Annotated in this window: 22 protein-coding genes; 2 read left to right on the top strand and 20 right to left on the bottom strand. The window is 72.4% G+C overall.

The window, feature by feature from the left end; all coding sequences use genetic code 11:
* A partial coding sequence (locus VMV22_12040) for a hypothetical protein (protein HUY23055.1) occupies positions 1 to 3,255 on the top strand: 3,255 nt, incomplete at its 5' end.
* Here the strand turns inward: VMV22_12040 and VMV22_12035 are convergent.
* From VMV22_12035 to VMV22_11965, 15 genes are all read right to left on the bottom strand, one after another.
* Complete coding sequence (locus VMV22_12035) at positions 3,226 to 3,954, bottom strand: sugar phosphate nucleotidyltransferase (protein HUY23054.1); 729 nt, start codon at positions 3,952 to 3,954, stop codon at positions 3,226 to 3,228. The two genes, VMV22_12040 and VMV22_12035, sit on opposite strands and share 30 nt — an antisense overlap.
* 4 nt (positions 3,955 to 3,958) lie before the next feature.
* On the bottom strand, positions 3,959 to 4,939 hold the full coding sequence (locus VMV22_12030) for a galactokinase (protein HUY23053.1): 981 nt from the start codon (positions 4,937 to 4,939) through the stop codon (positions 3,959 to 3,961).
* Positions 4,936 to 5,751: a class I SAM-dependent methyltransferase gene (locus tag VMV22_12025; GenBank protein HUY23052.1), complete on the bottom strand. Its 816-nt coding sequence runs from the start codon at positions 5,749 to 5,751 to the stop codon at positions 4,936 to 4,938. Before VMV22_12025 ends, VMV22_12030 begins: the two co-directional genes overlap by 4 nt.
* Positions 5,748 to 6,464, bottom strand: a complete 717-nt coding sequence (locus VMV22_12020; GenBank protein ID HUY23051.1) for a transaldolase — start codon at positions 6,462 to 6,464, stop codon at positions 5,748 to 5,750. The genes VMV22_12025 and VMV22_12020 overlap by 4 nt, the downstream gene beginning before the upstream one ends.
* Positions 6,424 to 7,026, bottom strand: a complete 603-nt coding sequence (locus VMV22_12015; GenBank protein ID HUY23050.1) for an HAD family hydrolase — start codon at positions 7,024 to 7,026, stop codon at positions 6,424 to 6,426. The genes VMV22_12020 and VMV22_12015 overlap by 41 nt, the downstream gene beginning before the upstream one ends.
* Entirely contained in the window at positions 7,023 to 8,015 is a 993-nt protein-coding gene (locus tag VMV22_12010; protein HUY23049.1) for an NAD-dependent epimerase/dehydratase family protein, read from the bottom strand. Before VMV22_12010 ends, VMV22_12015 begins: the two co-directional genes overlap by 4 nt.
* Complete coding sequence (locus VMV22_12005) at positions 8,012 to 8,608, bottom strand: SIS domain-containing protein (GenBank protein HUY23048.1); 597 nt, start codon at positions 8,606 to 8,608, stop codon at positions 8,012 to 8,014. Before VMV22_12005 ends, VMV22_12010 begins: the two co-directional genes overlap by 4 nt.
* A gap of 177 nt (positions 8,609 to 8,785) precedes the next feature.
* Complete coding sequence (locus VMV22_12000) at positions 8,786 to 9,502, bottom strand: glycosyltransferase family 2 protein (GenBank protein ID HUY23047.1); 717 nt, start codon at positions 9,500 to 9,502, stop codon at positions 8,786 to 8,788.
* A gap of 1 nt (position 9,503) precedes the next feature.
* Positions 9,504 to 10,841 carry an FAD-dependent oxidoreductase gene (locus VMV22_11995; protein ID HUY23046.1) on the bottom strand — a complete coding sequence of 446 codons (1,338 nt, stop codon included), beginning with the start codon at positions 10,839 to 10,841 and terminating at the stop codon, positions 9,504 to 9,506.
* Between the two features lie 19 nt (positions 10,842 to 10,860).
* Complete coding sequence (locus tag VMV22_11990; protein HUY23045.1) at positions 10,861 to 11,646, bottom strand: class I SAM-dependent methyltransferase; 786 nt, start codon at positions 11,644 to 11,646, stop codon at positions 10,861 to 10,863.
* A complete protein-coding gene (locus tag VMV22_11985; protein ID HUY23044.1) occupies positions 11,643 to 13,805 on the bottom strand; it encodes a hypothetical protein in 2,163 nt (720 codons plus the stop codon). The genes VMV22_11990 and VMV22_11985 overlap by 4 nt, the downstream gene beginning before the upstream one ends.
* A gap of 7 nt (positions 13,806 to 13,812) precedes the next feature.
* Entirely contained in the window at positions 13,813 to 14,910 is a 1,098-nt protein-coding gene (locus VMV22_11980) for a hypothetical protein (GenBank protein ID HUY23043.1), read from the bottom strand.
* Positions 14,911 to 15,001: 91 nt separating this feature from the next.
* Positions 15,002 to 16,939: a hypothetical protein gene (locus VMV22_11975; protein HUY23042.1), complete on the bottom strand. Its 1,938-nt coding sequence runs from the start codon at positions 16,937 to 16,939 to the stop codon at positions 15,002 to 15,004.
* 151 nt (positions 16,940 to 17,090) lie between these two features.
* Positions 17,091 to 18,173: a hypothetical protein gene (locus VMV22_11970; protein ID HUY23041.1), complete on the bottom strand. Its 1,083-nt coding sequence runs from the start codon at positions 18,171 to 18,173 to the stop codon at positions 17,091 to 17,093.
* Between the two features lie 24 nt (positions 18,174 to 18,197).
* Positions 18,198 to 19,007, bottom strand: a complete 810-nt coding sequence (locus tag VMV22_11965; protein HUY23040.1) for a hypothetical protein — start codon at positions 19,005 to 19,007, stop codon at positions 18,198 to 18,200.
* 68 nt (positions 19,008 to 19,075) lie between these two features.
* Between VMV22_11965 and VMV22_11960 the strand changes: the two genes are divergently transcribed.
* Entirely contained in the window at positions 19,076 to 20,002 is a 927-nt protein-coding gene (locus VMV22_11960) for a sulfotransferase (GenBank protein HUY23039.1), read from the top strand.
* 151 nt (positions 20,003 to 20,153) lie between these two features.
* Here VMV22_11960 and VMV22_11955 read toward each other — a convergent pair whose 3' ends face one another.
* The 5 genes from VMV22_11955 to VMV22_11935 are packed head-to-tail and all read right to left on the bottom strand — an operon-like array spanning position 20,154 to position 26,229.
* Positions 20,154 to 21,038 (bottom strand): glycosyltransferase, encoded by an 885-nt coding sequence (locus VMV22_11955; GenBank protein ID HUY23038.1) that lies wholly within the window; start codon positions 21,036 to 21,038, stop codon positions 20,154 to 20,156.
* Between the two features lie 10 nt (positions 21,039 to 21,048).
* Positions 21,049 to 23,484 (bottom strand): hypothetical protein, encoded by a 2,436-nt coding sequence (locus tag VMV22_11950; GenBank protein HUY23037.1) that lies wholly within the window; start codon positions 23,482 to 23,484, stop codon positions 21,049 to 21,051.
* Positions 23,485 to 23,495: 11 nt separating this feature from the next.
* Positions 23,496 to 24,626 carry an aminotransferase class I/II-fold pyridoxal phosphate-dependent enzyme gene (locus VMV22_11945; GenBank protein HUY23036.1) on the bottom strand — a complete coding sequence of 377 codons (1,131 nt, stop codon included), beginning with the start codon at positions 24,624 to 24,626 and terminating at the stop codon, positions 23,496 to 23,498.
* On the bottom strand, positions 24,623 to 25,579 hold the full coding sequence (locus tag VMV22_11940; GenBank protein ID HUY23035.1) for an MraY family glycosyltransferase: 957 nt from the start codon (positions 25,577 to 25,579) through the stop codon (positions 24,623 to 24,625). The genes VMV22_11945 and VMV22_11940 overlap by 4 nt, the downstream gene beginning before the upstream one ends.
* A 5-nt stretch (positions 25,580 to 25,584) precedes the next feature.
* Complete coding sequence (locus VMV22_11935) at positions 25,585 to 26,229, bottom strand: GNAT family N-acetyltransferase (GenBank protein ID HUY23034.1); 645 nt, start codon at positions 26,227 to 26,229, stop codon at positions 25,585 to 25,587.
* Between the last annotated feature and the right edge of the window lie 291 nt (positions 26,230 to 26,520).

Below are 26,520 nucleotides of genomic sequence, written 5' to 3'. Positions count from 1 at the left end.
ACGGACATCGTCGGCTATCCGATCTTCGCCGACTTCGCGCTCAACCGGTACTTCGACGCCTTCTATCTGCTCGGCCTGGCCCTCCCGCTCCTGGCGGTGGTGCTCTACGCCGTCCTCCCTGTCGGCCGGCCCCGGAGGGCGGCGGCGGCGGCCCGTGTGAGGATCCGGCCGCTGGCCCTGGTCGCGCCCCGTTCCGAAGCTGAAGCGGTGTCCGGGACGACAGCAGGCCCCGCAACGGCGGCGCCTGCCGGCGGGGTGTCGGGCGACGACGTGGCGCCGGTGTCCGACGGAGCCGCCTCGGAGCGTGCGCTCGCCGTGACGGCCGCGCTGCGCCGGGGGGCTCGGGTGGCGGTCCCCGCCCTCGCCGTGGGCCTGTGCGTGGGCGTCGGCGACTCGGGCCACGGCCGGCACCTGTCGGCATGGGGGATCGCCGCCGGGGCCGTGTACGCCGTCGCCGTCCCCGCGGTGGCACGCCTCCTGGGCCGCGGTGGCGCTCCCGGTGACCGCGTCCGCCTCCTCGCCGCCGTGAACGGCGGCGCCGGCCTGATCGTCCTGCCGTCGCTCTACGTCGTGTCGCGCAGCACGTCGGTGCTCGTGGAGTCCGGGCACCGTGTCCACGACTATCCGTGGCTGCCGCTGTGGCTGGTGCTCCCGGTGCTGGCCGTCGCGGCGCTGTGGTACGGGCGACGCCTCCGGAGGGCAGACTCGACCGACGAGGTCGTCGGCGTCGAGGGCTCGGTGCTGACATACGTGGTGGCACCCTCGCTGCTCTTCGTCCTGATCGCTTCGCTCACCGGACCCCTCGACACCACATTCTTCGCCTTCGACGACGCACAGTCGTTCACCGGCGCGGCGCTCACCTTCGGGCACGGCCTGTTCCCGTGGCGCGACCTCTACGTCATCCACGGGATCTTCGCCGACATCCTGGGGGGCCAACTGGGCATGTCCGTCTTCGGGCCCAGCCGATGGGGGTCCACCGCGGGCGTGACGATGTTCCTCATACCACTGCTCTGGGTGTCGCTGTACCTGTTCACCGCGTATTTCGCCCGCCGGAACCGACTCCTCGCCACCGGCTTCGTCGTGGTGACCGCACTGTGGCTCACGTCGGGCCGGCTGGCCGGCGCGGGGATGATCCTGGGGCGCGACGTGCAGTCGTTCGCGTCGGGGTGCTTCCGCTTCGCATTTCTGCCCATCGTGCTCCTCGTGTTCGACCAGACCGTCCGGCGCCGCAGCCGCGGGTGGTGCGCCGGGCTGATGGCCGCGCTGGCGGTCCAGGCGATCGTGGTCCCGGAGTCGGGCCTCATGGCGGCCGGGGTCCTCGCCACGCTGGTCGCCTTCGAGTGGCTCGGCCGGGACCCCGCCGACGGCTGGGCCGGGTCCATGATGCGCACCCGGTGGTGCGCGGGGTTCGGCGCCCTGCTGGTGATGGCGTGGGTGGTGTTCCTGGTGGCGACGGGGTCGCTGCGCGGATTCGTGGACTACTACCTGATCTTCGGGCCCGGCCATGCCCTGTCGGGCACGGTGCCCGCGACCTGGATCGGGACGAACCTCGGGTACACCGTCGAGCTCGTCGTACCGGTGGTGCTGCTGACGCTCACCATCGTGCGGGCGGCGTACCTCGTCCACGTGCGCCGCCCCTGGGACTCGCGTGACTGGGTGATGGTCGCCGCCGCCTCCTTCGTGGCGCTCTACTTCCAGAAGGTCCTGGCCCGCGCCGACGGGGCGCACGTGGCCGAGGTCTTCACCGTCTCCCTGCCCCTGGTGCTGCTGTGGATCGTCCTCGCGTCCGAGGCACTCGACGACACCGTCCGGCGCGCCATGCGCGGTGACGGGTCCGGCCACATCCGCCGTTCCGCCGACGGTCCCGGCAACGCCGGAGGGATCGGCCGGTCGCGGGGGGTGCTGTCCGGTGTCCGTCGACCGGCCACCCTGGTGGTCGTCGTGGCCCTGGTCGCCCTGGCACCGGCGCCCCTGGGCACGGTGCGGGACCTGCCCGGGGAGTACCACCCCACAGCAGCGACCACCCCGGTGCTGCCACGGCTCGGGTATGCGAAGTCCGGTGTGGTCGATGTGACGATGGTCCACGACCTCGACGCCGTGCTGCGACGGTACGCCGGGGATCGAGGTGCCGTGTTCGACTTCGGCGACGAGCCCGGGCTGCTCTACTTCCTGCTCGGCCGCGTTCCGGGCACGCGCTTCTTCCACGTGAGCATGGCCGACACGTCCTTCGCCCAACGCCAGTTGGTCTCCGATCTGACGCGTTCGCGACCGCGCGTCGTCGTGTTCTACGGCCTGGGCATGGGACTGCCGGCGTGGGACGGCATCCAGGCGTGGGTTCGCCACTACGCCGTGAGTGAGTATCTGTTGGACAATTACCGCCCACTGGCCGACGTCGACGGCCAGTTCGTCATGGTGCGCGCCGACCTGGCGGCCACAGCCCCTCCGTTACCCGCGCTGAAGGGTCCCGTCACCACGAGCGATCCCTACCTGTCCCTTCCCACCTGTGACTGGGGCTTCGCGCCGAACTTCCTCGCCCGATCCGCATCGCTGTCGTCGAGCCCGGGGCTGACGCTGCGCACGCATGTCGTGGCCACCTCGGTCGTGTCGTTGTCGGGCTGGAGCTTCGACGCGCGGCGGGCCCTGCCGCCGGTGCGGGTGCTGGCGGCGCGCGACGGGCGGCAAGTCGGTTCGGTGGTGCCCAACGGCGTCCGGCTGGACGCGTTGCGCAGGTTCACGGCCACGGGCATCCTCAGGAGCGGCTTCACCATGGACCTGCTGGCGCGAAGCGCCGGGCCCGTCGCGCTGTACGGGCTCAACCCTGACGGCACGGTGTCACCCCTGGCGCCCCTGTCGTCGGCGCCCTCCACCCTGGTCGTCCGCGGCGGCGACCAGCCCGTGACCACGTCCGACGGCGTGGTGCACGCCGTGAGCACCGAGAGCGTGGGGTCGGTCGGCGCTGCGCTCGTGCACGAACAGATCGTGGCGCTCGACGTTCCGCCCGGGTCCGACCTCGCCGGGTACCACTGGCTCGAGCTCAGCGCGCCGCGGCACGTGGGCCCCGGCGCGTACAGCGTGTCCGACGGGATCGACCAGTCCCCGGGCGCCATCTCGTTCCGGGCGCTGCTCCGGGCCGGGTCGCATCTCTTCGTGCAGGTGGGGAGCTGCCCCCAGTGGCGCAGCTTCACCGCACCGGGGCTCACCCTCCTGGCGCGCGGCGGCCGGGGGTCACCCCCCTCGGTGCGCCTCGTCCGCTGACCCGGTCAGGCGCCGCTCGAGATCGGCGAGGCCCGACGGGGTGCCGATCTCGAAGAACCGCTCGGTGGCCTCGAATCCCGCCAGGCGCCCGGCCCGGCTGAGGAGGGTGAAGGCGTCGGCCAGGTCGCTGCGTCCCGTAGGGACGGTCTCGAGCACGACGGCGGCGCGCAGGGCCGACAGGCCGTAGTCCACGAACTGCATGTCGGGCGGGGGAGGGGAGAGGCCCTTTTCGTACCGGGTCACGACACCGTCGGCGAAGACGGCGTTGCTGACCTCCCACCGGCCGTGGTTGCGGTACACGGTCATGAGGGCGTCGGCGTCACGCTGGTGGAAGGTCTGCTCCACGGCCGCCAGCTCCACCGACAGGTAGGAGTCCCCGTACAGGACGAAGAACTCGTCGTCGACCGCGCCGCGCTCGACGGCCAGCCGGACAGCGCCCCCCGTGCCCACGAGCTCGCCACCCTCGTCGACATAGGTGATCGAGATCCCCCACCGGGACCCGTCACCGAGCTCGGTGCGGACGAGCTCCCCGAGGTGCCCGATGCTGTAGACGACGTTCTCGACGTGCTCGGAGGCGAGCCATTCGAGCTGCCAGTGGGCGAAGGGCCGCCCGCCCACCTCGATGAGGCACTTCGGGACGGCCCTCGTTGCCGGGTGCATCCGCGTCCCCAGCCCGCCGGCGAGGACCAGGCACTGCATCGGCTCAGTCCCGGACGAGGAGGGACGACCCGTCGAAATCGAAGGTGAAGCGGACTTCGCTGAGGCCTTCGCCGGCCATGGCCGATCGCAGTGAGTCCAGGTCCTTGGCGTAGAAGAGCAGGAAGCCCCCCGACCCGGCACCGACCAGCTTTCCCCCGAGGGCACCGCTGTCCATGGCGATGTCGTAGCACCGGTCGATCCGGTCGTTGGACATCAGGCTCGACCGCCGGCGCTTGCGCCGCCAGTGCTCGTCCATGAGCGCGGCGAACTTGGCGGTGTCCCCGCTCTCGAGAGCGTCCTTCGTGGCGAGGCCGTTCTCCTTCACGAAATGCAGGCTCTCGACCATGTCCGTGTCGCCGCTGCGGGACTTGGTCCGTTGTTCGGCCAGGACGACGTCGGCGGGCCGCGAGTAGTGGGTGAAGAACATGCAGAGATGCTCCTCGAGGTCGCGCAGCGTGTCGTTCGACACGAGGAGCGGCGCTACCGACACGTGCCCGTCGGGGGCGATGTCGAGGCACGTGAGCCCGCCGAAGGCTGCGATGTACTGGTCCTGCTTGCCGACCGGGCGGTCGAGCAGGTCGATCTCGATGCTGCACGCCTCTTCGGCCAGGTTGGCAGCGGTGACATGTTCGCGCTTGTAGCCGTAGACAGCCCGCAGGAGGCCGACGGTGAACGAGCCCGAGGAGCCGAGCCCCGTCCCGGACGGGATGTCGGCGACGCTCACGAGCTCGATGGACGGGCCGATCGGGTGCATCCGCAGCGCTTCGCGGATGATCGGGTGCTTGATCTGGTCGACGAGGTCGACCTGTTCGAGCTCCGAATACTTCAGGAAGTAGTCGTGCGTGAAGGTGCGGTTGATGGCGATGAAGATGTAGCGGTTGATCGCCGCCGAGATGACGAAGCCGCCGTGCTCGCCGAAGTACGAGGGAAGGTCGGTGCCGCCTCCGCCGAGGGTGATCCGAAGCGGCGTGCGCGAGATGATCATGACGGGCCCCCCGCTCCCGTGAGCCGACCGACGGCCACCATCTGCCAGCCGAACGGTGACGACTGGATGTTCAGGCGGAAGGCCCGGTCGAACAGGGCGAGGACCGTCCCCTGGGCCCCACCCCCGTCCTCGGCCCGGTCCTGCTCGAGGTCGGCGATCAGGCGGCGTCCCCGGGCGATCACCGCCAGCCGGTACAGATTGAAGAACGGGAACCCGGCGCGGGCCACGTGCTCCACCGTGAAGCCCGCCCCCTCGAGCAGGCGGCGCAGGCCGGCCGGGCGGAAGTGCTGGCGGTGCCCGATGTGGCGATCGAAGGCCGAGCGGGGGCCGCCGGGGACGGTGACCACGAGGCGACAGCCCGGAGCCAGGTACGCGGCGGCGTTGCGCAGCAGCAGTGCCGGGTCGTCGACGTGCTCGAGGACCTCCGAGCACACCGCGTAGCCGGCGCGTCCGGCGTCGTCGGGGCTCAGGGGCGCGTCCTCGAGCAGGTCTCGCTGGGAGAACTCGATGGCCAGCTCTGCCGCGGCCGCCGCCGTTCGCGCCCGGTGCACGCCCTCGGCGCTGAACTCCACGCCGCGCACCGTCGCCGCGGGGAACCGGCGCTTGAGCAGGAGCGCCAGCTCGCCCTGGCCGGAGCCGATGTCGAGCACGGTGTCACCGGCCGTGGGCTCGCCGATCAGCTTCATGATGAGGCGATGGCGATAGGTGTTCGCCGGGTTCCCCGCGGCGGGCTCGCCGTAGCGCGCCCAGTGGCGGTCCCACTCGTCGCGCCCGGCACTGGGACCGGCCGGGACGGTCCGGGGCTCGCTCAAAGCAGGAAACCCGCGCTTTCGGCGTCGTCGCGGAACATCCGGACGGTGTCGAGCGAGACCTCCTCGAGGCCCCGGCCCAGGCCCTTCAGCTTCGCCAGGAGGTCGTGGGTCACCGTGATGATGTGGCAGCCGACCGCCGCCGCCTGCGGAACGTTCAGGATCTCGCGCGGGCTCGCCCACAGCAGCTCGAGCCGGGGGTTGCCTGCCAGCAGCCCGACCGCTTCGGTCATCAACGGCACGGGATCGCGACCCGTGTCGGCGATCCGGCCGGCGAAGACCGACACCACCGCCCCCGGGGTGTCCGCCAGCGCGTCGGCCACGGTCGCCACCTGATCGAGGGCGAGGATGGCGGTCACGTTGAGGTGATGCCCCTCGGCCGACAGCTCGCGGATGAGCGGTGCCGAGCTCTCCCCGCGCGTGTTGGTCACCGGGATCTTCACGTACACGTTGGAGCCCCACGACGCGATCGTGCGAGCCTGGGCGCCCATCTCGTCGAACTCGTCGGAGAGCACTTCGAACGAGATCGGATGGTCCGTGACGTTGTCGAGGATCTTGCGCGCGAAGCCTGCGTAGTCGTCGACGCCCGACTTGCGCATCAGGGTGGGGTTGGTGGTGAAGCCCGAGATGACCGGGTCGCGGGCCAGCTCGAGGATCCCCTCGAGGTCGGCCCCGTCAGCAAAGATCTTGATGCCGTACGGACGTTGATCGGTCACGGCCCCCCCCCTCCAGTCGCACCGTCGTCAGGACCCAGTCGAGCGCCTCGACTGGGTGGCCGACGACGTGGTCGGGCGCGATCGGACGTTGCTCCTGGTACCCCCGATCAATATACACCGTCCGGCAGCCTGCACGACGGCCGGCGGCGATATCCGACCAGCGGTCGCCCACCATGAAGCTGCGCCCCAGGGCCAGGGACAGGTCCTCGGCGGCAGCCAGGAGCATCCCCGGCCGGGGCTTGCGGCACCGGCACCCGTCCTCGTTGTCGTGGAGGCAGACGTACACGGCGTCCAGGGGGACCTCGGCGCGCAGCACCGCATTGATCGCCTCGACCCCGGCGGCCGTCTGGCGCCCACGGGCCACGTCGGGCTGGTTGGTGACCACCACGAGCACGAACCCGTGCTCCCGCATCCGGGCGCAGGCCGCACCCATGCCCGGGACCACGACGACCTCGTCCGGCGACTGGGGCGGGTAGGGCTTGCCCTCCCGGACGACGGCCTCGTTGAGCACGCCGTCCCGGTCGAGGAAGACCGCCGGGCGCAGCCCACCCGGGGTGGTCATGTCAAGCGCCCCGACCTCGCATCGACGACCATGGAACGCAGCGACGCCTCGAGCGCCTGACGTGACGACATCGCATTGGACCACCCCAGGGCCCGGATGCGGTCCGTGTTGACCCGGACGACGGGCACGTCGCCCTTCCATCCGCGGTCCCCGCCGGTGAAGTGGAACGTGGTCGACTCGATCCCGAGCACCTCGAGGGCGAGCTCGGCGATCTCCTGCACCGTGATGTAGTCGCCCGTCGCCACGTTGAACGACCGGAACGGCCGGGGGGCGCAGCTCCCCGCCAGCAGGACGGCGTCCACGATGTCCGATACGTGCACGTAGGACTTGCTCTGCTTGCCGTCCCCGAGGATGTGGAGCCCGGTCGGATCCTCGAGCAGCCGCCGCACGAAGTCGTACCCGACCCCGTGCGTCTGGCGGGGACCCACCACGTTGCCGAAGCGGAAGACGCATGCGTTCAGGTCGAACATGAAGCAGTACGACGCGATGAGCGCCTCGCCCGCCAGCTTGCTGGCGCCGTAGGTGGAGACCGGGATGAGGGGGCCGAAGTCCTCGTCGGCCTCGGTCTCGCCCAGGTCGCCGTACACGCCGCTGCCCGAGGCGTACAGGATGAGCGACACCGACGACAGGCGGGCAGCCTCGGCGACATGGTGGGTGAGAAGTGTGCCCTGGTCGAAGTCGACAGCCGGCTCCGTCGCCGCCCGGGCGATGTCGGGGTTCGACGCCAGGTGGATCACGGTGTCGCAGCCCGACATGGCCGTCACCAGGGGAGCCAGGTCGCGGACGTCTGCCTCCACGACCTGCAACCGATCGTCGGTGTGGTGCTCCAGGTGCCAGTGGCGCCCCGACGAGAAGTTGTCGTACACGGTGACGCCGGCCACGGCGTCGTCGGCCAGGAGCCTGTCGACGAAGTGGCTGCCGATGAAGCCGGCGCCCCCGACGATGCAGTACCTCGTCCCCGCGGCGACCTGTGCTCCCGGCGCCGTCACGCGAGCCCTTCCCACTTGGTGCTGTTGGCCGCCAGGGCCGGGTGGCTGACGAGGAGGTGCCAGAGCACCGCGCACAGGCCCTCGGTGTGCGGGGTGATGCGGTCGGCGTGGAGCGGGGGCACGACGATGCTCGCCGTGGCCACCTTGGCCGTGAACCCGCCGTGGCGGCCGACGATGCCGAAGATCGCCGCGCGTCGGTCCACGGCCAGCTCGAGGGCGCGGACCAGGTTCACCGACACCTGTCGCTCCTGGTCGCCTCCGCCGACGGAGAACACGAGGACCCCGTCGCGCTCGTCGAGCCGGGAGCACCGGAGCCACTCCACGAACGTGGTGTCCCACCCCTCGTCGTTCGTGCGGGCGGTGAGCTCGCTCACGTTGTCGGTGGGGGCGTAGGCCTCGACGTCGCACAGCTTCCGGAAGTCGTTCACGGCGTGCGAGGCATGGCCGGCCGACCCGCCCACGCCCAGGATGAACAGCCGGCCGCCGCGTGCTCGGACCTGGGCGAGCCCCGTTGCGCACGCCTCCACGGCGGCCGTGTCGACGGCACCCAGGATCTCGATCGACTCCGCGATGAAGGCGTCGCTGAACGTCATGGCCCCCTACCTTCCGTCTCGGGACGCACCACCCCCGGGGGCCCGCGAGCAGCCGGTCCGAGGGTGTGGCAGACCTCGCCCGGACCTCGCCCGGCCCCCGTCGGGGCCGTCGCTCGCGCCCCGACCCAGGGAAAGGCTAGTCGGTGCGCGATCGCAACCCGGCACCGTCCCTGCGGGTCAGCGCGTGCGCCCGGGGGTCCGGCGCATCTGCCGCCTGGGCCGGAGCAGCCGGCTCAGGGTCCGCTTGCCGCTGGGCCATCGCGACAGGGTCGTGTCGCCGATCCGGTCCCGGTAGGGGATGTCGATCTCGGTGATCCGGCAGCCGGCCACCGCCGGCCACAGGAGGAGGTCGACGGGGAACGCCGGGCCCGTCGTGTCCCAGTCGAACTCGTCGATGAGGCCCCGCCGGTAGGCTCGCTGGCCGGAGTGGAGGTCGCGGACGCGCCGGCGGGCCCGCACGGAGCCGATCACCCCGAACCCCACGTTGGCGAACCAGTTCGCCACCGGCATCGTGGACGGCGGGCGCCGGCCCAGGCGGTCGGTCCCCGCGATGTCGTCCCCGGCGCGCACGCGCCCGACGAGCTCGACGAAGGCGTCCGTCGGGTACGTGTCGTCGGCGTCGACGGTGGCGACGATCGGGCGGCGCGACGCCTGCAGGGCCGCCAGGAGGGCGGGTGCGGCCCCCCCGCCCGGCTCGCGGATGACCGTCGCACCGAGCTCGGCGGCGATCTGCGGCGTCCGGTCCGAGGACCCGTCCACCACGATGACCTCGGCCCCGGGGAGGCTGGCCAGCACATCGGTGATCACCTTGGCGATCGCCTTCTCTTCGTTCAGCGTGATCATGACGACCGAGACGTCCGAGAAATCCTGCGAGCCGCCCCCACCCTGCTCCATGTCAGACCGACCTTCCTGGCGTGATGTCGTCGAGCGCCGTCGGGCGGCCGTTGAGACGTTCGGCCATCTCCAGCGATCGGGCGATGCACCCGTCGACATTCAGGTACTCGAAGGCGCCGAAGCGCCCGTGGATGTGGATCCGCTGTGCGTCGCCCCATGCCCGGACCGTGTCGATCCGGTCCTCGTACCCCACCGTGTAGACGACGTAGGCGTACTCCATGCGCTGCACGTCACGGAACACCAGGGGGTCCGAGGCGGGCACGACGCCGTAGCGGACGAGCCCGTCGAGCACGTGCGCGACGGCCTCGTCATCGGTCAGGGCGAGGCTGGCGCCCCCGGGCCGGTCGGTGATCTCCGCCTGGATGCTGTAACACCCCGGGGGCCCGTTGTGCGGGGAGAACACGCACGGGGCACTGATCCGGTTCACCAGGTACTCGGGGTCGGGGAAGTACACGGCCGTGAACTGGTTGGCGTCCTCGCCCCGGAACCCGAGCGTGACGACGGTCAGGGGGTTGAATTGGAGCGCCGCCACCGCCTCGCGGACCTTGTCGGGGACGGGGTCGACCATCGACAGGAGCGTGGGCATCGGCGCCGTGCACACCACCCGGTCGAAGTGCTCGCCGCCCTGGTCGGTCACGACCTCGACCCCGTCGGGTGTGGGGACCAGACGGCGCACGGGGGCGCCGAGCCGTAGCGACCCCGGCGTCAGGAGGTCCGCCCAGGCGGTCGTGAGCGCCTCGTAGCCCCCGGTCGACGGGTAGTGGTAGTGGAGCTGGTGGAGGTACCCCTCGGTGCTGATCCCCAGTGCGCCCTTCACGACGTCCTCGGGGGGCGGCTGCGGGATCCGCTCGGCCCAGGACATCGAGAGCTGGGCCAGCGGCACGTTCCACGTCTTTTCGTTGTAGGGGCGGAAGTAGTGGTCGGTCAGGCTCGCCCCGAAGTTCCCCAGGAACCACTCGTCCAGGTTCGACGGGTCCCGCGCCAGCTCCGAGTGCACGTTGAAGAGGAAGTCCAAAAGGCAGCTGTCGCGCAGGGCCGTCGGCAGGCCGGCCAGGTCGTTCTCGATCGGGTACTTGGCGAACCTGCCGCCGACGCAGACACGGTTGTTCCGCCGGGACTGGTGGACGTTGCCGCCGAGACTGCGGATCATGAAATCGAGGATGGCCTTGTCCTTCGAGAACATGATGTGCGGGCCTTCGTCGAAGGTCCAACCGTCCCTGATGATCGTCCGGCAGTGGCCGCCCGGGGAAGCGTCGGCCTCGTAGACGGTGACGTCCCCGTCGAGGAGCAACCCGAGCGTGAGACCGCTGGCGCCGGCTCCGATGATCGCCGTTCTCATGTGGACGGACCGTCGGGTCTCATGTGGACGGACCCTCGGGCGACGCCTCGGCCACGATCACGACCTGGAAGGCGAGGAGACCGGGCAGCAGGCGAGCCAGCCGTCGTTCGATGGGATAGACCCACCGCAGGTACCGGCGGTAGAGCGGGGAGCCCGAGATGGCCTGGGCGCCGGCCGACGCGTCCGGCCGGAGCAGGCGGGCCTTGACGAGGGGGAGGAGCACCCGCACCAGCATCGGCGTGTAGTGCATGGACCGGACCTGGAGGCCGCACCCCCGCACGAACTCGGTGGCGGAGCGCACGGTGAAGAAGCGCACGTGGGTCCGGTCGAGCACGCCGGTGTCGCGGTAGGTGAAGCGCCCGAAGAGGAGGCTCAGGCGGGTGTGCCAGTTGGCGACGTTGGGCACCGAGATGATCACGCGTCCCCCGGGTGCCAGGTGGGGGAGCAATCCGACGACGAGGCCGTGGGGGTCGGGCATGTGCTCGAGGACGTCGGAGAAGACGATCGTCTCGAAGCGGTTCCCCGCCAGCTCCCTGGCGATCAGGTCCGTGTCGGTGAGGTCCGCGGTCACGACCCGGTCCAGGCGCTCGGTGGCACGCGACACGGCCGTGGGGTCGCGCTCGATCCCCCACACCTCGTACCCCCGGTCGCGGAACTCCTGCCCCAGCGCCCCGTACCCGCAGCCGACGTCGAGGACGCGCCGCCGGTCGGCGGGCACGCGCTGCCCGTCGATGTACCCGAGAATCGCCTGGTTGACCTCCTCCTGATACGGATAGGCCGTGGCGGTGGGCGGAGCTGCGCTCATGGTCGGGGCGCCCCCTCGTGAGCCGTGGCGGCACCGAGGACGGTCATGGCCTCGTCACGGCGTGACGGATTCGACGAGCCACCGCCGTTCCACTCCCTTCGTCGATTCATCCCGAGCCCGAGCGAGCTCGAGGGCTGATCGAGCCGTATGAGGGCGAGCGAGCCAGCATATCTGACGTCGAACCGGTGGCTCTGCTCCAACCAGGTCACGGTCCCCTGCCAGTCCAGGAAGTACGGGGTCCACGCCTTGTACGCATAGATATTCCCGCCGAAGGTCCTCTTCCACAATTGGATGTCGAAGAGCCCGACCGTGAGCGGCGAGTCGGCGACGACGTACTGGTAGCCCAGGCGCCGGAGGTAGCCGACCTTGGCCGCCACGCCTCGGAAGAAGGGCATGTGGGGTGCCGGGGAGGTGCTGCCGGCGATGTCGAGCGTGGCGACGTCGTACCGGGCCATGTCGAGGAGGGCCGGGTAGTCGACGGCGGCCAGGACCTTCGATCGGGCGGGGATCATGGCGTTCAGGCGTCCGTAGTCGCCGCGCAGCTCGGCATACCGGTCGGCGAATGCGGGGGCGCGGCCGGAGAGGATGTCGTAGCCCGTCGTGATCCGCGCTCGAGTGGAGCGCAAGAACGTCGGCAACGAGGAGCCGAAGGTGGCCGCCGCCGTCAGCACGAGCAGGACGGTCATGACCGCGCCGACGAGCCGTCGTCGCGTGGCACTCGGGGAGATGTCGAGCCGCCCGAGGATCCCGCCGGTACGGGTTCGCCGCGGCCGCCCCTCGCTCCCCTCGGCACGCGCCGCGCTCTCCCGGGCGGGCCGCCGCGCCCGGCACAGCCACAGCGCGTCGAGGGCGAACAGGCCGCACGCGAGCACGCTGGGCGCCTCGAAACGCGTGATGTTGCCGACGTCGGAGCCCGAGAACGTGTACACGAGGACGGCGAGCTGGACGAGGCAGCCGACGGTCGCCGCCAACAGGACGAGCATCGTCACCGGCCGCCGTCGCGTCAGGACGAGGAAGCCGAGGCCGACGACCGCGCTCAGGAGCAGGATCTGCCAGAGGTACCACCCGGTGACGATCGTGCCGAAGAGGTGGGTGAACCACGTCGTGCCGATCAGGTAGGGGTCGTGTGCGCCCGGCCAGGTCGTGTCGTAGTTGCCGGCGACGACAGGGAACAAGGGGGTGCGCGACGACCGCCACGATGCGATCGCCCATCCCGTCGAGGCGACCAGCGTCGTCGCCACCACGAGGGCCAACGGCTGGATCGATCGACGTCCGCGCAGCGCGACGAGGACGAGCAACACCGCCAGCCCCACCGAGATGGCGAAGCTGAAGCGCAGTGAGAGGATCCCGGCGAGCAGGATCCCCACGAGGACGAACACCATGGGCTGCTCGTCGTGGGCCCGCAGCGGGGCTCTCGCCAGCATCTGGTACGTGCCCAGGCTCACCGCCGCCACGGAGTACTCCGGGCTCAGGTTGACCACCGGCCCGATCCCGTGCCCGACGAGGAGGCCGATCCCCACGATACAGAGCCCGGGGAGGTACCAGCGGCGCCGGGCGGTCCTGACGGCGAGCGCCAGCAGGAGGAGCGCACCGAAGACGAACTCGAACCCGCGGATCGAGGAGTTCCCGGTGAAGTGCAGGAACATCGACTGGTACAGGGTGCTGCCCCCGTAGCTCGCCAGTCGCCGTTGGTTGAAGGGGTCGATGAGGCCGCCGGTCCTCAGCAGACGCTGGGCGAGGTAGACGTAGGCGGCGTCGTCGTCGTTCTTGTTGTAGTGCGGGATGCCGATGGCGATGGCGACCGACACGAGGTAGAACGCCACGCCGGCCGCGGCCACCGCGACACCGGCGACCGCGGTGCGCGCGTCGACCACCAAGGACCGGCGCGCCCAGGGGACCGCCCTGGCGACGAGGAGCGCCACACCGACGACGTGCCATCCCACGAGCACCTGGACCCGGGCGACGTCGAGGGCCACCAGGAACCCCCCGACGGCGAGGAACAGCGCCACGCCGAGCAGCATCTGCAGGGGGGGGCCGACCTCCTCTTCGACGGTGTCCCAGCCCGCCCGGCGCACGGCGGCGACGAGCGCCGCCCCCCAGCCCCACGCGCCGAGGAACAGGAGCGCCACCAGGACGGTGAAGGTCTCCGGCGTGGTCATCGACGCCTCAGGTCTCGAGGGCTCGGAGCATCGACCAGGACGATCCCTCGGACGTGAGGGCATCGCCGATGTCGTCGAGGGCCACGCACGAACCGGCCGCCGGGCACGAGATGGCGCCGATCCCGATCCCCTGGGCGATCTGCACGGGGGCGGACCACCGTGATCCCTGCAACGTGAGCACGAACCCCGAGCCGTCCCCGGCGGCGCAGAAGGTCGCCGACGGGCACGACACCGCCTGCAACCCGTCATGGGCCCCGTGCGACGAGCTCTGCAGGTCGACGGGAGTGGGGGGGGACCACGAGCGTGCGCCGTATGTGAAGGCATTGCCCGAGGAGTCGACGGCCACGCAGTGGTCGGCGCTCGAGCAGGAGACCGCCGTGAGGGCGGGGAGCGCAAGCGCCAGTGCCCGTGCCCTGGCCGGCGCCGGGTCGAGGCGGACCGGGGCCGACCACGTGGCACCGTTGAAGGTCATGGCCCGCCCGTAGTCGGTGACGGCGGCACAGAAGCCGGGGGTCGGACAGGAGATCCCGGTGATCCCGGCGTTCCCGAAGAACTGGTCCTTCTCCGCCAGGCGCGTCGGTTCGATCGGGGTCGGCTCCGACCATCCGTGCCCGTCGTAGGTGAGCGTTCGACCGAGCGCGTCGCCCGCCATGCAGAAGCGGGCCGTGGGGCAGGACACGGCGCTCAACCCGCTCGTCCCGTGGGCGTCGATGTGGTTCGACGCGCCGACGTCGATCCGTTGCAGGCGGGACCAGGACCGCCCGTCGAAGTGTGCGGCCGACCCGTTGACGCCCACCGTCACGCAGAACGACCGGGTGGGGCACGAAATGGCCCCGAGGCCGTCACGCGACAGAGACCGCCGCGCCGACCAGTGGTCGTGGTCGAGGCGGAGCACGTTGCCCTGGTCGTCCACCACCAAGCAGTGGCCGGCCGCCGGGCACGACAGGCCGCGGGCGACCGCAGCGGGCGCCGCGCCCGCCGCGGGGGCGTGGGACCGGTTCGCGACATAGAGGCCGCCGGCGAGCACGGCGCAGAGGGCCGCGACGCCTGCGAGGAGCAGGCGTCGTCTGATCTCACGGAGCGCGCCAGCCTCGCCGTCGCCCATAGGGCCAGTGAATCTATATGCCAGGGAATCGATGTGAAGGCCGAGCCCCGTCCTCGTTCGCCCAGGGACCCACCCGGTCCCGACCGGCGACTCACCTGATCTCGATGAGCGCCAGCGACCCGGCGTACGTCACGCGGTGACCCCCGTCTCGCTCGAGCCAGTTGACCGTGGCCTGCCAGTCGGGGAAGTACGTCGCGTACGCCCTGCGGAAGTACGACGTGGACCGGAGGAACGCCGCCCAGTCGTTGTAGAGGCCCCCGGGTGCGTCCGGTCGCTCCGTGACGATGTAGTCGAACCCGAGGTGCCGGAGGTATGCGATCTTGGCGGCCGGTCCCCGGAAGTAGGGCATGTGGGGGGGCGGCGACACCGCACCCGGGATGTCGAGCGTCGCCACCTCGAACCTGGAGAGGTCGAGGAGGGCGGGCCGCTCGACGGCTGCGAGCACCCGTGCCCCGCTCGGGATCACCGAGTTCACGCGGGCGAACTCCCGCCGGTACGGCCGGTAGCGGTCGGCGAACCCGGTGGCGCCGATCATGATCCGCGCGCCCGACGCCTCGAGGCTGAAGCCCGCGTTCGTCTCGAACGACTGGGAGTGTGTGAGCGCACCCGGCACGTTGCCGAAGGTGACCACGATCATGCCGACCAGTCCGGCGAGGGCCACGGTGACCGATCTCCGGCGTCCGGCCCCGACCGGCGACGGAGGCCCGGTGGGCCACAGGGTGTCGATGGCGAAGAGGCCGCAGGCGAAGACGCTCGGGGCGAAGAACCGTTCGACGTCCCCGGTGATCGAGCCCGTGAACAGGTAGGTGACGAGGACGGCCTGGAAGATGCAGCCGATGCTGGCGCACAGCAGCACCAGCATGCGCGTGGAGTGCCGCGAGGTGAAAAGGAGGTAGCCGACGGCCAGGCAGATGCCCAGGCCCAGGATCTCCGCCGAGCCGTTCGCGCTCACCACGGCCCAGAACTTCCGGGGAATCTGCGCCAGCCCCACGTAGGGGCTCGTCCCGTTGGGGTACGACGGGTCGAAGTTCCCGCCGAGCGGTACCGGCGACCCCGACGAGCGGCTGAGCGCCACCGCCCACCCGGCTGTGCACGCCAGCGCGGTGGCACCCGTGACGAGCACGGCGCGCAGTGCAGCCCGTCCGAGGAGCACGACGAGGACGAGCACGGTGGCGAACACCATCGAGAGGAGGTCCATCCACCGCAGCGCCAGGATGGCCGCCAGCATCACGCCGAGCACCACGTACAGGAGGTTCTGCCGGCGCCCGTCCGTGCTCGCCGGGCTCATGCTCAAGAGCTGGTAGGCCCCCAGGGAGAGCGCCGCCACGGAGTACGCGGGGCTCAGGTTGATGATGGGGCCGATGCCCTGCCCTACGAGGATCCCGACCCCGACCACCACGACGAACAGCAGGAGCCAGCGCCGGCGCGCCGTCCTGGTGGCCGCCACCAGGAGCAGGAGCGCGCCGAAGGTGATCTCGGAGCCACGCAACGACCCGTTCCCGGTGAGGCGAAGGAACAGGGACTGGTACAGGGTCGAGCCGCCGTAGCTCGTGAACCGGCGGAGGTTGAAGGGGTCGACGAGGCCGCCTGTGCTGACCAGGCGCTGCGCCAGGTAGACGTACCCCGGGTCATCGTCGGGTGGGTTGTAGAAGGGCACGCCGATGGCGTACCCGAGCGACATCAGGAACAGGAAGGCGCCGATCGCGCCGAGGGCGGCCGCTCGGACGAGCGCCAGCCCACGGGGGTACGCCGGGCGCCGGAGGAGGGGCCGGAGGCCGTTCAGCAGGTAGAGCAGCCCGACGACATGCCACCCCAGGAGCACGGCCGGCCGGGCGATGCCGAGCGCCACGAGGTACCCGCCGACCGCCAGGAAGAGCGACACCCCCAGCAGCACCCGGAGCGCGAAGCCGATCTCAGCGGCGGCGTCCCTCCAGCCCGCCCGCTCGAGAACCCTGACGGCGATCGCCCCCCACCCGGCGGCGCCGAAGAAGAGCAGGGCCACGAGCGCCAGGAAGGTGATCGGCGTCATCGTGGCGCCCCCGTCGCCTGCGCCACGGGGCCGGCCGCGGTCGCCGGCCGGCGACGGTCGAGACGTCCCCGCCCGGGGCGACGGTCGAGACGGTCCCGCCCGGGGCGACGGTCGAGACGGTCCCGCCCGGGGCGACGGTCCAGATGGCCGGTCACCGGCCGGCGCTCCGTGGTCTCGGCTCGATGGCCCGGGGAGCGGTCCACGAGCTCCCGTCGAACGTGACGGCGTCGCCGATGTCGTCGAGCGCGGCGCAGAAGTCCGCGCTCGGGCAGGAGATGCTCGTCAACCCGAGGGTCGGGTCGACCCTCTGCGGCGCCCCCCACGAGGCGCCGTCGGAGACCACGACCTGGCCGAGGCCGTCGGTGGCGGCGCAGAAGCGCGTGCCGGCACACGACACCGCAGTCAGCCCGCGGCGATCGCCCGAAGTGGCACTGGGCCCGTCGACCAGGCGGGGGCGGCCCCACCGATCGCCGCTGAGCTCGAATGCATGGCCGGCCGTGTCGACGGCCACGCAGAAGCCGGTGACGGGGCACGAGATTCCCGTCAGGACGGCCACCCCCCGGCGTGCCGCTTGCCGGATCTGGGACGGGGACACGAGGACCTGCGACGGTTCCCAGGTCGAGCCTCGGAGGACCCGGGCGCGTCCGAGCGCCGTCACGGTGCCGCAGAACGCGCTCGTCGGGCAGGAGACGCTCGTGGTCGACCCGCTGTTGAAGATGTCGAGCGGGCCCTCGCCCGGGGCTTTCATCGGCTGACGGCGCGACCAGTTCGTGCCGTCGAACGACCGCGCGTACCCGCGGACGTCGACCACCAGGCAGAAGGTGTCGGTCGTCGAGCACGACAGCAGGTCGCTCGTCGCCGAGCCCGCGATGCCCAGCGTGCGCGTGACGGACGTCGACGCCGCCCATGCCGTGCCGTCGAAGAGGAAAGCCCGCCCGGTGACGTCCACCGCCACGCACGCACGGGGGCTCGAACACGAGACGTTGCTCATCGCTTCGTGCTCGACTGAGCGCGGTCTCGACCACGAACCGTCACGGAGCGTCAGGGCGTTGCCGTGGTCGTCCACGGCCATGCAGGTGCCGGGCGCCGGGCACGACACGCTGAGCGGCACCGCCGGCACCGGCGCCGGCTTCGAAAGGGTGCCTGCCAGGGCTGCCATGGCCCCGATGCCGATCACCGCCAGGACGAGACTCACGCCCAGCACGACCGCGACGGCGCGCCTCGAACCGTGCACCGTGACCGCCTCGCCGGGCACGGTTCAGACCAGTTCCCGGTAGAAGTCCGGGTTGCTCGCGATCCGCTCGAAGACGTCGTCGCTGAGGCGTCGCGCCGCCGCCGCGGTGCGGGCGTGGAATCGCTGGGCGCGGGCCCGGTTCCTTCGCCGCAGGAGCCGGCCCAGCCCGGGTACGTGCTTGGCCCTCGTGGTGAGCCGGGGCGGGTTGGCGAGGTCGACGCGGCCGACGGCCCAGCGGAACCCGGCGCCGTGGTGGTACACGATCCCCCCGTAGACACCGAACCACAGCGGGTGCAGGTTCACGCGGTTGCTGCGAAGCAGCGGGGTCCAGGGCTCACCTGCTCTCTCGAGGGCGCGCAGGAGGTTGCCGCCGACGTCGGTCGCCTGCGTCCCGTCCGCCGTCTCCCAGGAGTACCCGGGGGACCAGTCTCCGTGGAGACGCTCCCAGTCGCGCACTCGGACCGCGCAGAACGACGGGTGGGGCTGACGGTCCGTCGCGTTCTCGTCCCGCCGCACGGCGACCAGTGCGCAGTGCTCGAGCCCGGCGCGCACCACCGGCAGCGGGTCGGCGATGGGGAAGGCGTCGCCGTCGAGGAAGATGATGAGGTCGTCGGGGCCGGCCTCGGCGACGATCTCGCCGGCGAGGAGGTTGAGCTTGCCCGGGTGCTCCCCGAGGATGGGGACCACGCGGTCGAACTTCCCGGCGTGGCCCTCGGGCACGTCCTGGAGGTTGGCGAAGACCTTGAAGGGCTCGGCCAGGTTCCGGTGGAGGTAGGCGAGCTGCAGGTCGATCCAGCGCGCTGACGCGACGTGCACCGTGGCGACGTAGATCATGCTCCCCCCTCCACGCCGGCGTCGCCCCGATGCTGCCGCCGTGCGCGGGACACGGCACCACCATAGGCATGGCCCGCCGGTTGTCGTGGAATACCTCGGTGTGGCACCCTGACGCCGTGGCCATCCGGACGGCGCTCGGAAAGGCGCTGTACCGGGCTCCCGAGGGACTTCGCACGATTCTTCCCCGTGCTGTGCGGGACGGGCTGCGGCGTCGCATCGGGCCTTTCGCGCCCTGGGAGGCCGGGTTCGCCCCCGCGCCCCCCGTGCCCGGCCCCGGAGAGGACGTCGGCCCGCCGGACTTCGTCGGCATCGGCGTGCAGAAGGCCGGGACGACGTGGTGGTTCGGTCTGGTCGTCACCCATCCGGGCGCCTTCCACCGGGCCGCCGATCACAAGGAGCGGCACTACTTCGCCCCGTACGCCACGGCCGGCTTCGGTCCCGAGCAGGCTCTCGGGTACCACCGGTGGTTCCCCCGCCCCCGGGGCACGGTGACCGGGGAGTGGACGCCCGACTACGTCTACCAGCCGTGGGTGCCCCCCCTCCTGGCGCGGGCCGCTCCTGACGCCCGACTCCTGGTGATGGTGCGCGACCCCGTCGAACGATTCGTGTCGGGCCTGGCCCACAGCCGGCTGGTGGCCGGGTCGCACCTCGGCACCGTCGTGGCCGAGGCCGTCGACCGTGGCTTCTACGCGGCCGCCCTCGACCGCTGGTCCGGCCCGCTCGAGGCCGGTCGCGTCCTCGTGCTCCAGTACGAGCGGTGCGTGGCCGACCCTGCGGGCGAGCTCGCCCGCACGTACCGGTTCCTCGGTCTCGACGACACCTTCCGCCCCGTCGGGCTGCGCCGGGCCTCGAGCCCGACGCTGCAGGAGAAGGTCGCCCTCGACGACGACGCCCGGCAGCGGCTCGTCGAGCTCTACGCGCCCGACGTGGGCGCGCTCCGGATGCTCGTGCCCGACCTCGACCTCGGCCTGTGGCCCAACTTCGGGGGCCGGTGAGCAGCTGAGGCGTGAGCGATCGCGCCGCAGACACGCTGGGTGCCCGCACGACGGGCCGGTCGACTGCCTGCCTGGCTGGACTGACTGAACTGGCTGGCTGGACTGACTGAACTGGCTGGCTGGCTGAACTGGCTGGCTGACTGGGACAGCCTCAGCCGGGGTGGTCGGGGACGGCCCCGGCCCGCCGTGCGACGCGATCGGGCCCGCGCAGGTAGAGGCCCGCCAGGCGGGCGTCGGCCCGGCGACGCGCCGGACGGTGCACCACCATGCGCAGCCCCAGTCCCACGAGTGTGCCCGCTCGGAACACGGCCCAACCCGGCGCCCCGTACCACTTGCGCACGTAGCGCTCCAGGGCGGCGTGGAGCCGGAGCTGGAGCCGCACGGGGTCTGTCTCGGTGCCGCCGGCGGCGTGCTCGGCGACCACCTCGGGGCAGTAGCGCACCGTCCAGCCGCGCTTCAGGGCGCGGCGCTGCCAGTCCTCGTCCTCGCTGTAGAGGAAGTAGCGCTCGTCGAGCCGGCCGACGTCGGCCACGGCCGCCTTGCGCAGGAGCAGCACGGCGCCGCCGAGGAAGTAGTGCGACGACCGGAGGCGCCGACCGGCGAGACCCACGGCCTCGGCCCACGCGCCGAGGGGGGTGTGCCAGGGCCAGCGGGCGCGGGCCGCGGCACCCGCGCCCGGCGTGTGCTGGGACGGCGCCACGCACGCCACGTCGGGCCGGGCCATCAGCTCGGCGTGCAGCTGCTCCAGGGCATCCGGGGTGATGCGGGCGTCCGGATTGAGCAGGAGCACGTCGCGCCCGGGGTCGTCGATCTGCGCCAGCGCCGCGTTCACCGCCGCCGCGAACCCGATGTTGGCGCCGGGGTCGACGTACCGGGCGCCGGCGGCACGCGCCACCGCCGCGGTGGCGACCGACGACGAGTTGTCGACGACCACGGCGGGGTAGTCGGGACCGAGGGCGGCGAGGGCCCCGGCGAGCCCGTCGGGCGGGCCGTAGGCGACGACGACGACGTCGAGGGGCGCGGCCCCGTCGCCCACGGCCCGCCTCCTACGGAGCGACGCCGGTGCGGCCGCGCCGGCGTCGGACGAGGACGAGGACGAGACGGCCGGTGCCGGTGAGCACGAGCCCGCCCGCGACGGCGCCGGCGACGTCGAGTCCCCACGTGAACGCGGCGGGCCAGTAGTGCAGCTCGATCACGTGGCGGCCGGCCGGCACCTGCGCCTGGAGCATGGACCCGACCGCCCACGGCCGCAGGGACAACGGGCGACCGTCGATAGTGGCCCGCCATCCCGGCACGTTCGTCAACCGCAGGCGGACGATGCTGGCGGTGGCGTCGGAGACGACGAGGCGCCACGAGGCCGGGTCGGGGTACGTCACCGCCAGTGGAGTCCCGGGCGCATCGGTCGGCAGTTGGGCGCCCCCTGGGGGCACGGGGCTGGCGGTGGCCGGGGCCGCGCCGGGGACGACCGCCAACGTCTCGGTGCCGACGTTGCCGGCCGGAAAGCTGCCGAACGGCCGGAACCGGCCCGGAGGCTCCAGGACGTACTGGACGCCGAACTCCAGGGCCTGGGCGAGCGTGGTGATGTGGGCGCAGAACATGCCCAGCTGTTCGAGCGACGGCGGGGTGCGCTGGCCGCCCGCCGCCAGCCACGCCTCGAAATAACTGGTGGGGAGGATGGGGTCGTAGACCGTGAATTCATGGATGCCGTACCCGATGTTGGCGTCGGGCCGGATGCCCACCTCTGTCGCCGAGGGCGTGAGGTAGCGCAGCGAGCGGCACGACCCGTAGCCGACGAGGGCCGATCCCACGTGGTGCTGCAGCGTGGTGATGGCGGGGTTGGTGGGGAAGTAGGCCGGGCCGACCGACCACGACGGGATGCCGGCGCTCAGGAGGAAGGTCGTCTCGAGGGCCACGAGCACCAGCGCCGCCCACGGCGCCCGGCCGCGGGCCCGTGGGGCGGCGTGAACGCCGGCACGGGGCGCGCCGCTTCCTCCCGGGTCGGGCCCGCCCCCTCCTCCCGGGTCGGGCCGGCCCCGCCGCGCCCACCACCATCCCCCGGCCACGGCCACGCCGATGACCGCCTGGGCCGCGGGCCACACGAGGCTCCCGCGGTGCCGGGCGATGGCGGGGGCGAGGCCCACCGCGGATGCCACCACCAGCACCAGCACCGACAGCGCGAGCACGCCGAACGCGCCGGCCGCCCAGCCGATGGCGGTGCGGTCACGCGCCGGCCGGGCCAGGGCGTCGATGCCGACGGCAGCGAGGACCGCCAGCGCCAGCGCCATGAGCATGACCGCCCGGCTCCAGGCCACGGTGCGCCCCCCCGGGAGGACGTGCAGGGCCTGGTCGACGGGGGAGAGGAAGGTCAACAGCAGCGTCACCACGGCCACCGCGGCGAGGGCGGGGACCTCAGGGCGCCGCCACGCCACTCTGGCGCCGACGACGGCCATGGCCAGCGCGACGGTCCCGACGTAGGCGGCGGTCTTGAAGTCCTTGCCCTGCAGGCCGACGGCCAGGAGGTTGGGCAGGTGCGACACGGGGAACGCGGGCGTGCCGGTGCCGTTGCTCCGGGTCGATGCCAGGCCCAGCTGCAGCCCGGGGAACAGCAGCGGTGCCCCCAGTCCGAAGCCGCACACCGCGCCGGCCACGAGGTCGCCGAGCGGGCGCACGACCGGTCCGCCGCCCACCCGGGCGCGCGCGGCCACGTACACGACGACGAACACGACGACGGCGACGCCCACGGCCACCAGGCTCTCGGGGTGCCCGCCGTACACGGCCAGGCCGATCACGACGGCCAGCAGGGCGGTGTGGCGGAACCGGTGGGCACCGCGCAGGATCCCCACGACCGCGGCGAGCATCCACCCCGCCCAGCACGTCACCGAGGTGTGGGGCCACCCGGCGTGGACGATCATCGGGCCCGACAGCTCGAAGGCCGCCCCCCCGAAGGCGGCCGCCAGCGGGCCGAGCCGCAGGACCCGGCACAGCACGTAGGCGCCCGTCCCGGCGATGACGAGCTTCGTCAGCACGATCGCCGTGTACGCGTAGGCGACGGGGAACAGGTAGCCCACGAGGGCCGGGACGCTGAAGACGCCCGACTGCCAGTTGAACGCCAGCGGCATGCCGAGGACGCTGTACGGGTTCCACAGCGGGAGGTGCCCGGCATGCACCTGGGCCCAGGCCAGGTTGGTCCACGGCACGAACTGCTGGATCTGGTCGGCCTGCACCGCGTTGTGCACGGCGACGCCGGCGTGGCGGGTGAGGCCGAACCGGGTCAGCAGGTCGAAGGGACCCAGGGTGACGCCGGGCCGCAGCGCCGGGACCAGCACCAGCGCGGCGGCGGCCACGGTGAAGGCCACACCCACCACGTCGCGGGGCCACCGCGCGTGGGACCGGCCGGCACGGTCGCCCGGCCCGCGCTCGCCCCCCGTCGTGGCCGCTTCCCCGGGGCCCGGATCGGCGCGGCCTTCCCCCCGCTGGCGCACGGCAGGGCAGCCTACGCGCGCCGTGGCAGCTGCTCGATGACCTCGACGACCCGCTCGAGGTCGGTGTCGGTCAGGCTCGACCCGCTCGGCAGGCACAAGCCGCGCCCGAAGATGCCCGCCGACACGGCGCCGCCGACCACCGGGGCACCGGCGAAGAGGGGCTGGAGGTGGAGAGGCTTCCACGTCGGGCGGGACTCGATGTCGTGCGCCTCGAGCGCCAGGCGGATGTCCTCGGGCGTGGCGCCGAGCTCGTCGGCGTCGACGAGGATGCACGTCAACCAGTCGTTGGGCTCGCCGTAGGCGGCGCGGGGCATGAAGCTGATCCCCGGCACGGCCCCGAGCGCCCGGCGGTAGGCGGCGTTGACGGCGTGGCGACGCGCCATGCGCCGGTCGAGGCCCCGCAGCTGCGCCACCCCCAGGGCGGCCAGCAGGTTGCTCAACCGGTAGTTGAACCCGAGGTCGATGTGCTCGTAGTGCGCCTCGGGCTCACGCGCCTGCGTCGCCAGGTGGCGGGCGCGCCGGGCCAGCTCGCCGTCGCTCGACACCAGCATCCCGCCGCCGCTCGTCGTGATGATCTTGTTGCCGTTGAACGAGAACACGCCCACGGCGCCGAACGAGCCGGCCGCCGCGCCCCGGTGCGTGGCGCCGAGGGCCTCGGCGGCGTCCTCCACCAGGGCGACGCCGTACTCCTCGCACAGCGGCACCAGTCGTCCGTAGTCGGCGGTCTGCCCGTAGAGGTCGACGGCGACCACGGCGCGCGGCAGTGCACCCCGGCGAGCGCGTGCGCCGAGCTCCTCGGCGAGCAGGTCGGGCGCCATCTGCCACGTCTCGGCGTCGCAGTCGACGAGCACCGGGCGAGCACCGATGTACGACGCCGTGTTGGCCGTGGCCACGAACGTGAACGTGGGGACGAGGACGTCGTCGCCCGGGCGCACGCCCACGAGGAGCAGGGCGAGATGCAGCGCGGCGGTCCCGCTCGACAGCGCCACGGCGTTGGCCACGCCGACGCGCCGGGCGAGCTCCTCCTCGAACATGTCGACATGCGGCCCGAGCGGTGCGATCCACCCCGAGTCGAGGGCTTCGAGCAGCAACTGCCGCTCCTCGTCACCGACGTCGGGCGGAGAGAGGTAGACGCGGCTCATGCCGGCAACCGCGGCCCGGGTGACAGGGCGCCGCACGCCGCCGCCACGACGACGACGACGGCGCCGGTGGCGACGACCGCCGCCACGGGGACGGCGAGGGCGTGGGCCCGCGAGGCGGCCACGGCCACGACGGCGAAGGCGGCCTCGGCCCCCACGTAGGCCAGGGAGGCCGCGGTCCGGGGCCATCCCCGCGCCACCACGAGGTCGTAGGGATGGCGCCGGTCCCCGCTCGTGATCGACTCCCGGGCGCGCAGGCGGCGGACGACGGCGAAGGCGACCTCGGCGACGGGGAGCGCCACCAGCCCGAGGCTCGCCACGCTGACCGGCGACCGCACCCCGGGCGCCCACGCCAGCGCCACCAGGGCGGCGAGCGCGGCACCCAGGTAATAGGCCCCGGCGTCACCCAGGTAGACGCGCGCCGGCGGGCGGTTGTACACGAGGAAGCCGACCAGCGATCCGGCCACGGCCACGGCGACGTCCCGGCCTCCGCCGTGGAGCAGCGCCGCCAGGGCCACGCACGCCACCATCACCACGCCTGCCGCCAGGGCGTCGAGCCCGTCGAGGAAATTGACCCCGTTCATGAGCAGGACGGTGACCACGGCGACGAGCACGCCCCCGCCGACCCCGCCGACCTTGGTCGGGACGGCCAGGGCGATCCCGGCCCCGATGGCCAGCTGCCCCGCCAGGCGCAGCGGCGCAGGGAGGTCGAGCCGGTCGTCGAGGACGCCGAGGGCGGCCGCGCCGGCCAGGGGCGCGATCACGCCGGGCCGGCCGATGGCGGCGCCCACCAGTGCCGCCAGGAAGACCGCCACCCCGCCGAGGTACGGAACGGGCGCGTCCTGCGGCTTGAGCGGGCCGGGGCGGTCCACCACGCCGGTGCGCACCGCCACCGCCATGGCGACGGGGGTGAGGACCACGGCGGCGGCCAGCGCCACGATCGCCGACACCACCACGCGCGTCACGGTGTGCCCCGGGCGGGCACGGCCGTCTCGAGCACCATCGACGGCGTGCCGCGGTGCATCTCGAACGTCGCCACGGGCTCGAACCCGGCCTGCCGGTACATGCCGATGGCCGCCGCGTTGGCGGCGCCGACGACGACATGGGCGCGGGTGACGCCCCGGTGCTGCACCTCGTGCAGGAACCCCGCCACGAGCCGCTGGCCGACATGCCGACCCCGCCACGCCGGGTCCACCGCCACCGCCAGCAGCTCGGCGCCCTCGGTCGTCGGGCCGCCACGGCTGTGGCGCAGCGTCTCGAGCACGCGCGGCAGGGCGGTCGTCAGGCGCACCGGCGCGCTGAGGAAGGCGCCGGCGCCGTCGCGCACGAGGAAGCTCCGGTACAGCCGGCCGAGGGACAGCGACCCGGCGATGAAGCCGATGGGGGCCCCGTCGCACTCGGCGACCAGCAGGAACGACCCGTCGGTCCGGACGATGCGGCCGTACAGGCGACGGAGAAAGCGCGGCCCCAGGCTCGACAGGAAGCCGTCGGCGATGAGCCGGGCGTGCATCGTCGCCGCCGGTGCGGCGTCGCCGGGCCCGCCCAGGCGCAGCGCACCGGGATCGTCGCCGGGCCCGCCGGCGGGTCCCCCCGCGCTGGAACGCATCGACGCCCCTCTCCACGATCCGCGGAGCCACGTGGCGCCCCGTGCCAGGGAGGCAAGTCTACGCCCGGGGTGGCGACGGCGACCGACCCCGCGCATTGACTCATCAAAAACCTCCGCGTAGCCCTATCCGTTGCCTCACCAAAGAATCTCCGCCTCGAGGCGGTGATCCCTGGCCCGGCGACGGTCACGGGATACGCCTTCGAGATGGAGCTTTCGATGAGCCAACGCCAGGCCGTGACCCAGAAGAAAGCGGCCGCCTACAAGCGGGCCACCAGGGCCGATAAGACCCGG

It is taken from the genome of Acidimicrobiales bacterium, from assembly GCA_035531755.1.
Classification (GTDB): domain Bacteria; phylum Actinomycetota; class Acidimicrobiia; order Acidimicrobiales; family UBA8190; genus DATKSK01.
Note: the sequence above shows the minus strand (reverse complement) of the source record. Positions and strands in the feature narration are given on the sequence as shown.

Bases quoted from the DNA above. Each gene is read 5' to 3' on its own strand.
- VMV22_12035 (HUY23054.1), bottom strand. From the start codon at position 3,954: ATGCAGTGCCTGGTCCTCGCCGGCGGGCTGGGGACGCGGATGCACCCG.
- VMV22_12030 (HUY23053.1), bottom strand. From the start codon at position 4,939: ATGATCATCTCGCGCACGCCGCTTCGGATCACCCTCGGCGGAGGCGGC.
- VMV22_12015 (HUY23050.1), bottom strand. From the start codon at position 7,026: ATGACCACCCCGGGTGGGCTGCGCCCGGCGGTCTTCCTCGACCGGGAC.
- VMV22_12005 (HUY23048.1), bottom strand. From the start codon at position 8,608: ATGACGTTCAGCGACGCCTTCATCGCGGAGTCGATCGAGATCCTGGGT.
- VMV22_12000 (HUY23047.1), bottom strand. From the start codon at position 9,502: ATGGAGCAGGGTGGGGGCGGCTCGCAGGATTTCTCGGACGTCTCGGTC.
- VMV22_11995 (HUY23046.1), bottom strand. From the start codon at position 10,841: ATGAGAACGGCGATCATCGGAGCCGGCGCCAGCGGTCTCACGCTCGGG.
- VMV22_11990 (HUY23045.1), bottom strand. From the start codon at position 11,646: ATGAGCGCAGCTCCGCCCACCGCCACGGCCTATCCGTATCAGGAGGAG.
- VMV22_11985 (HUY23044.1), bottom strand. From the start codon at position 13,805: ATGACCACGCCGGAGACCTTCACCGTCCTGGTGGCGCTCCTGTTCCTC.
- VMV22_11980 (HUY23043.1), bottom strand. From the start codon at position 14,910: ATGGGCGACGGCGAGGCTGGCGCGCTCCGTGAGATCAGACGACGCCTG.
- VMV22_11975 (HUY23042.1), bottom strand. From the start codon at position 16,939: ATGACGCCGATCACCTTCCTGGCGCTCGTGGCCCTGCTCTTCTTCGGC.
- VMV22_11965 (HUY23040.1), bottom strand. From the start codon at position 19,007: ATGATCTACGTCGCCACGGTGCACGTCGCGTCAGCGCGCTGGATCGAC.
- VMV22_11960 (HUY23039.1), top strand. From the start codon at position 19,076: ATGGCCCGCCGGTTGTCGTGGAATACCTCGGTGTGGCACCCTGACGCC.
- VMV22_11945 (HUY23036.1), bottom strand. From the start codon at position 24,626: ATGAGCCGCGTCTACCTCTCTCCGCCCGACGTCGGTGACGAGGAGCGG.
- VMV22_11935 (HUY23034.1), bottom strand. From the start codon at position 26,229: ATGCGTTCCAGCGCGGGGGGACCCGCCGGCGGGCCCGGCGACGATCCC.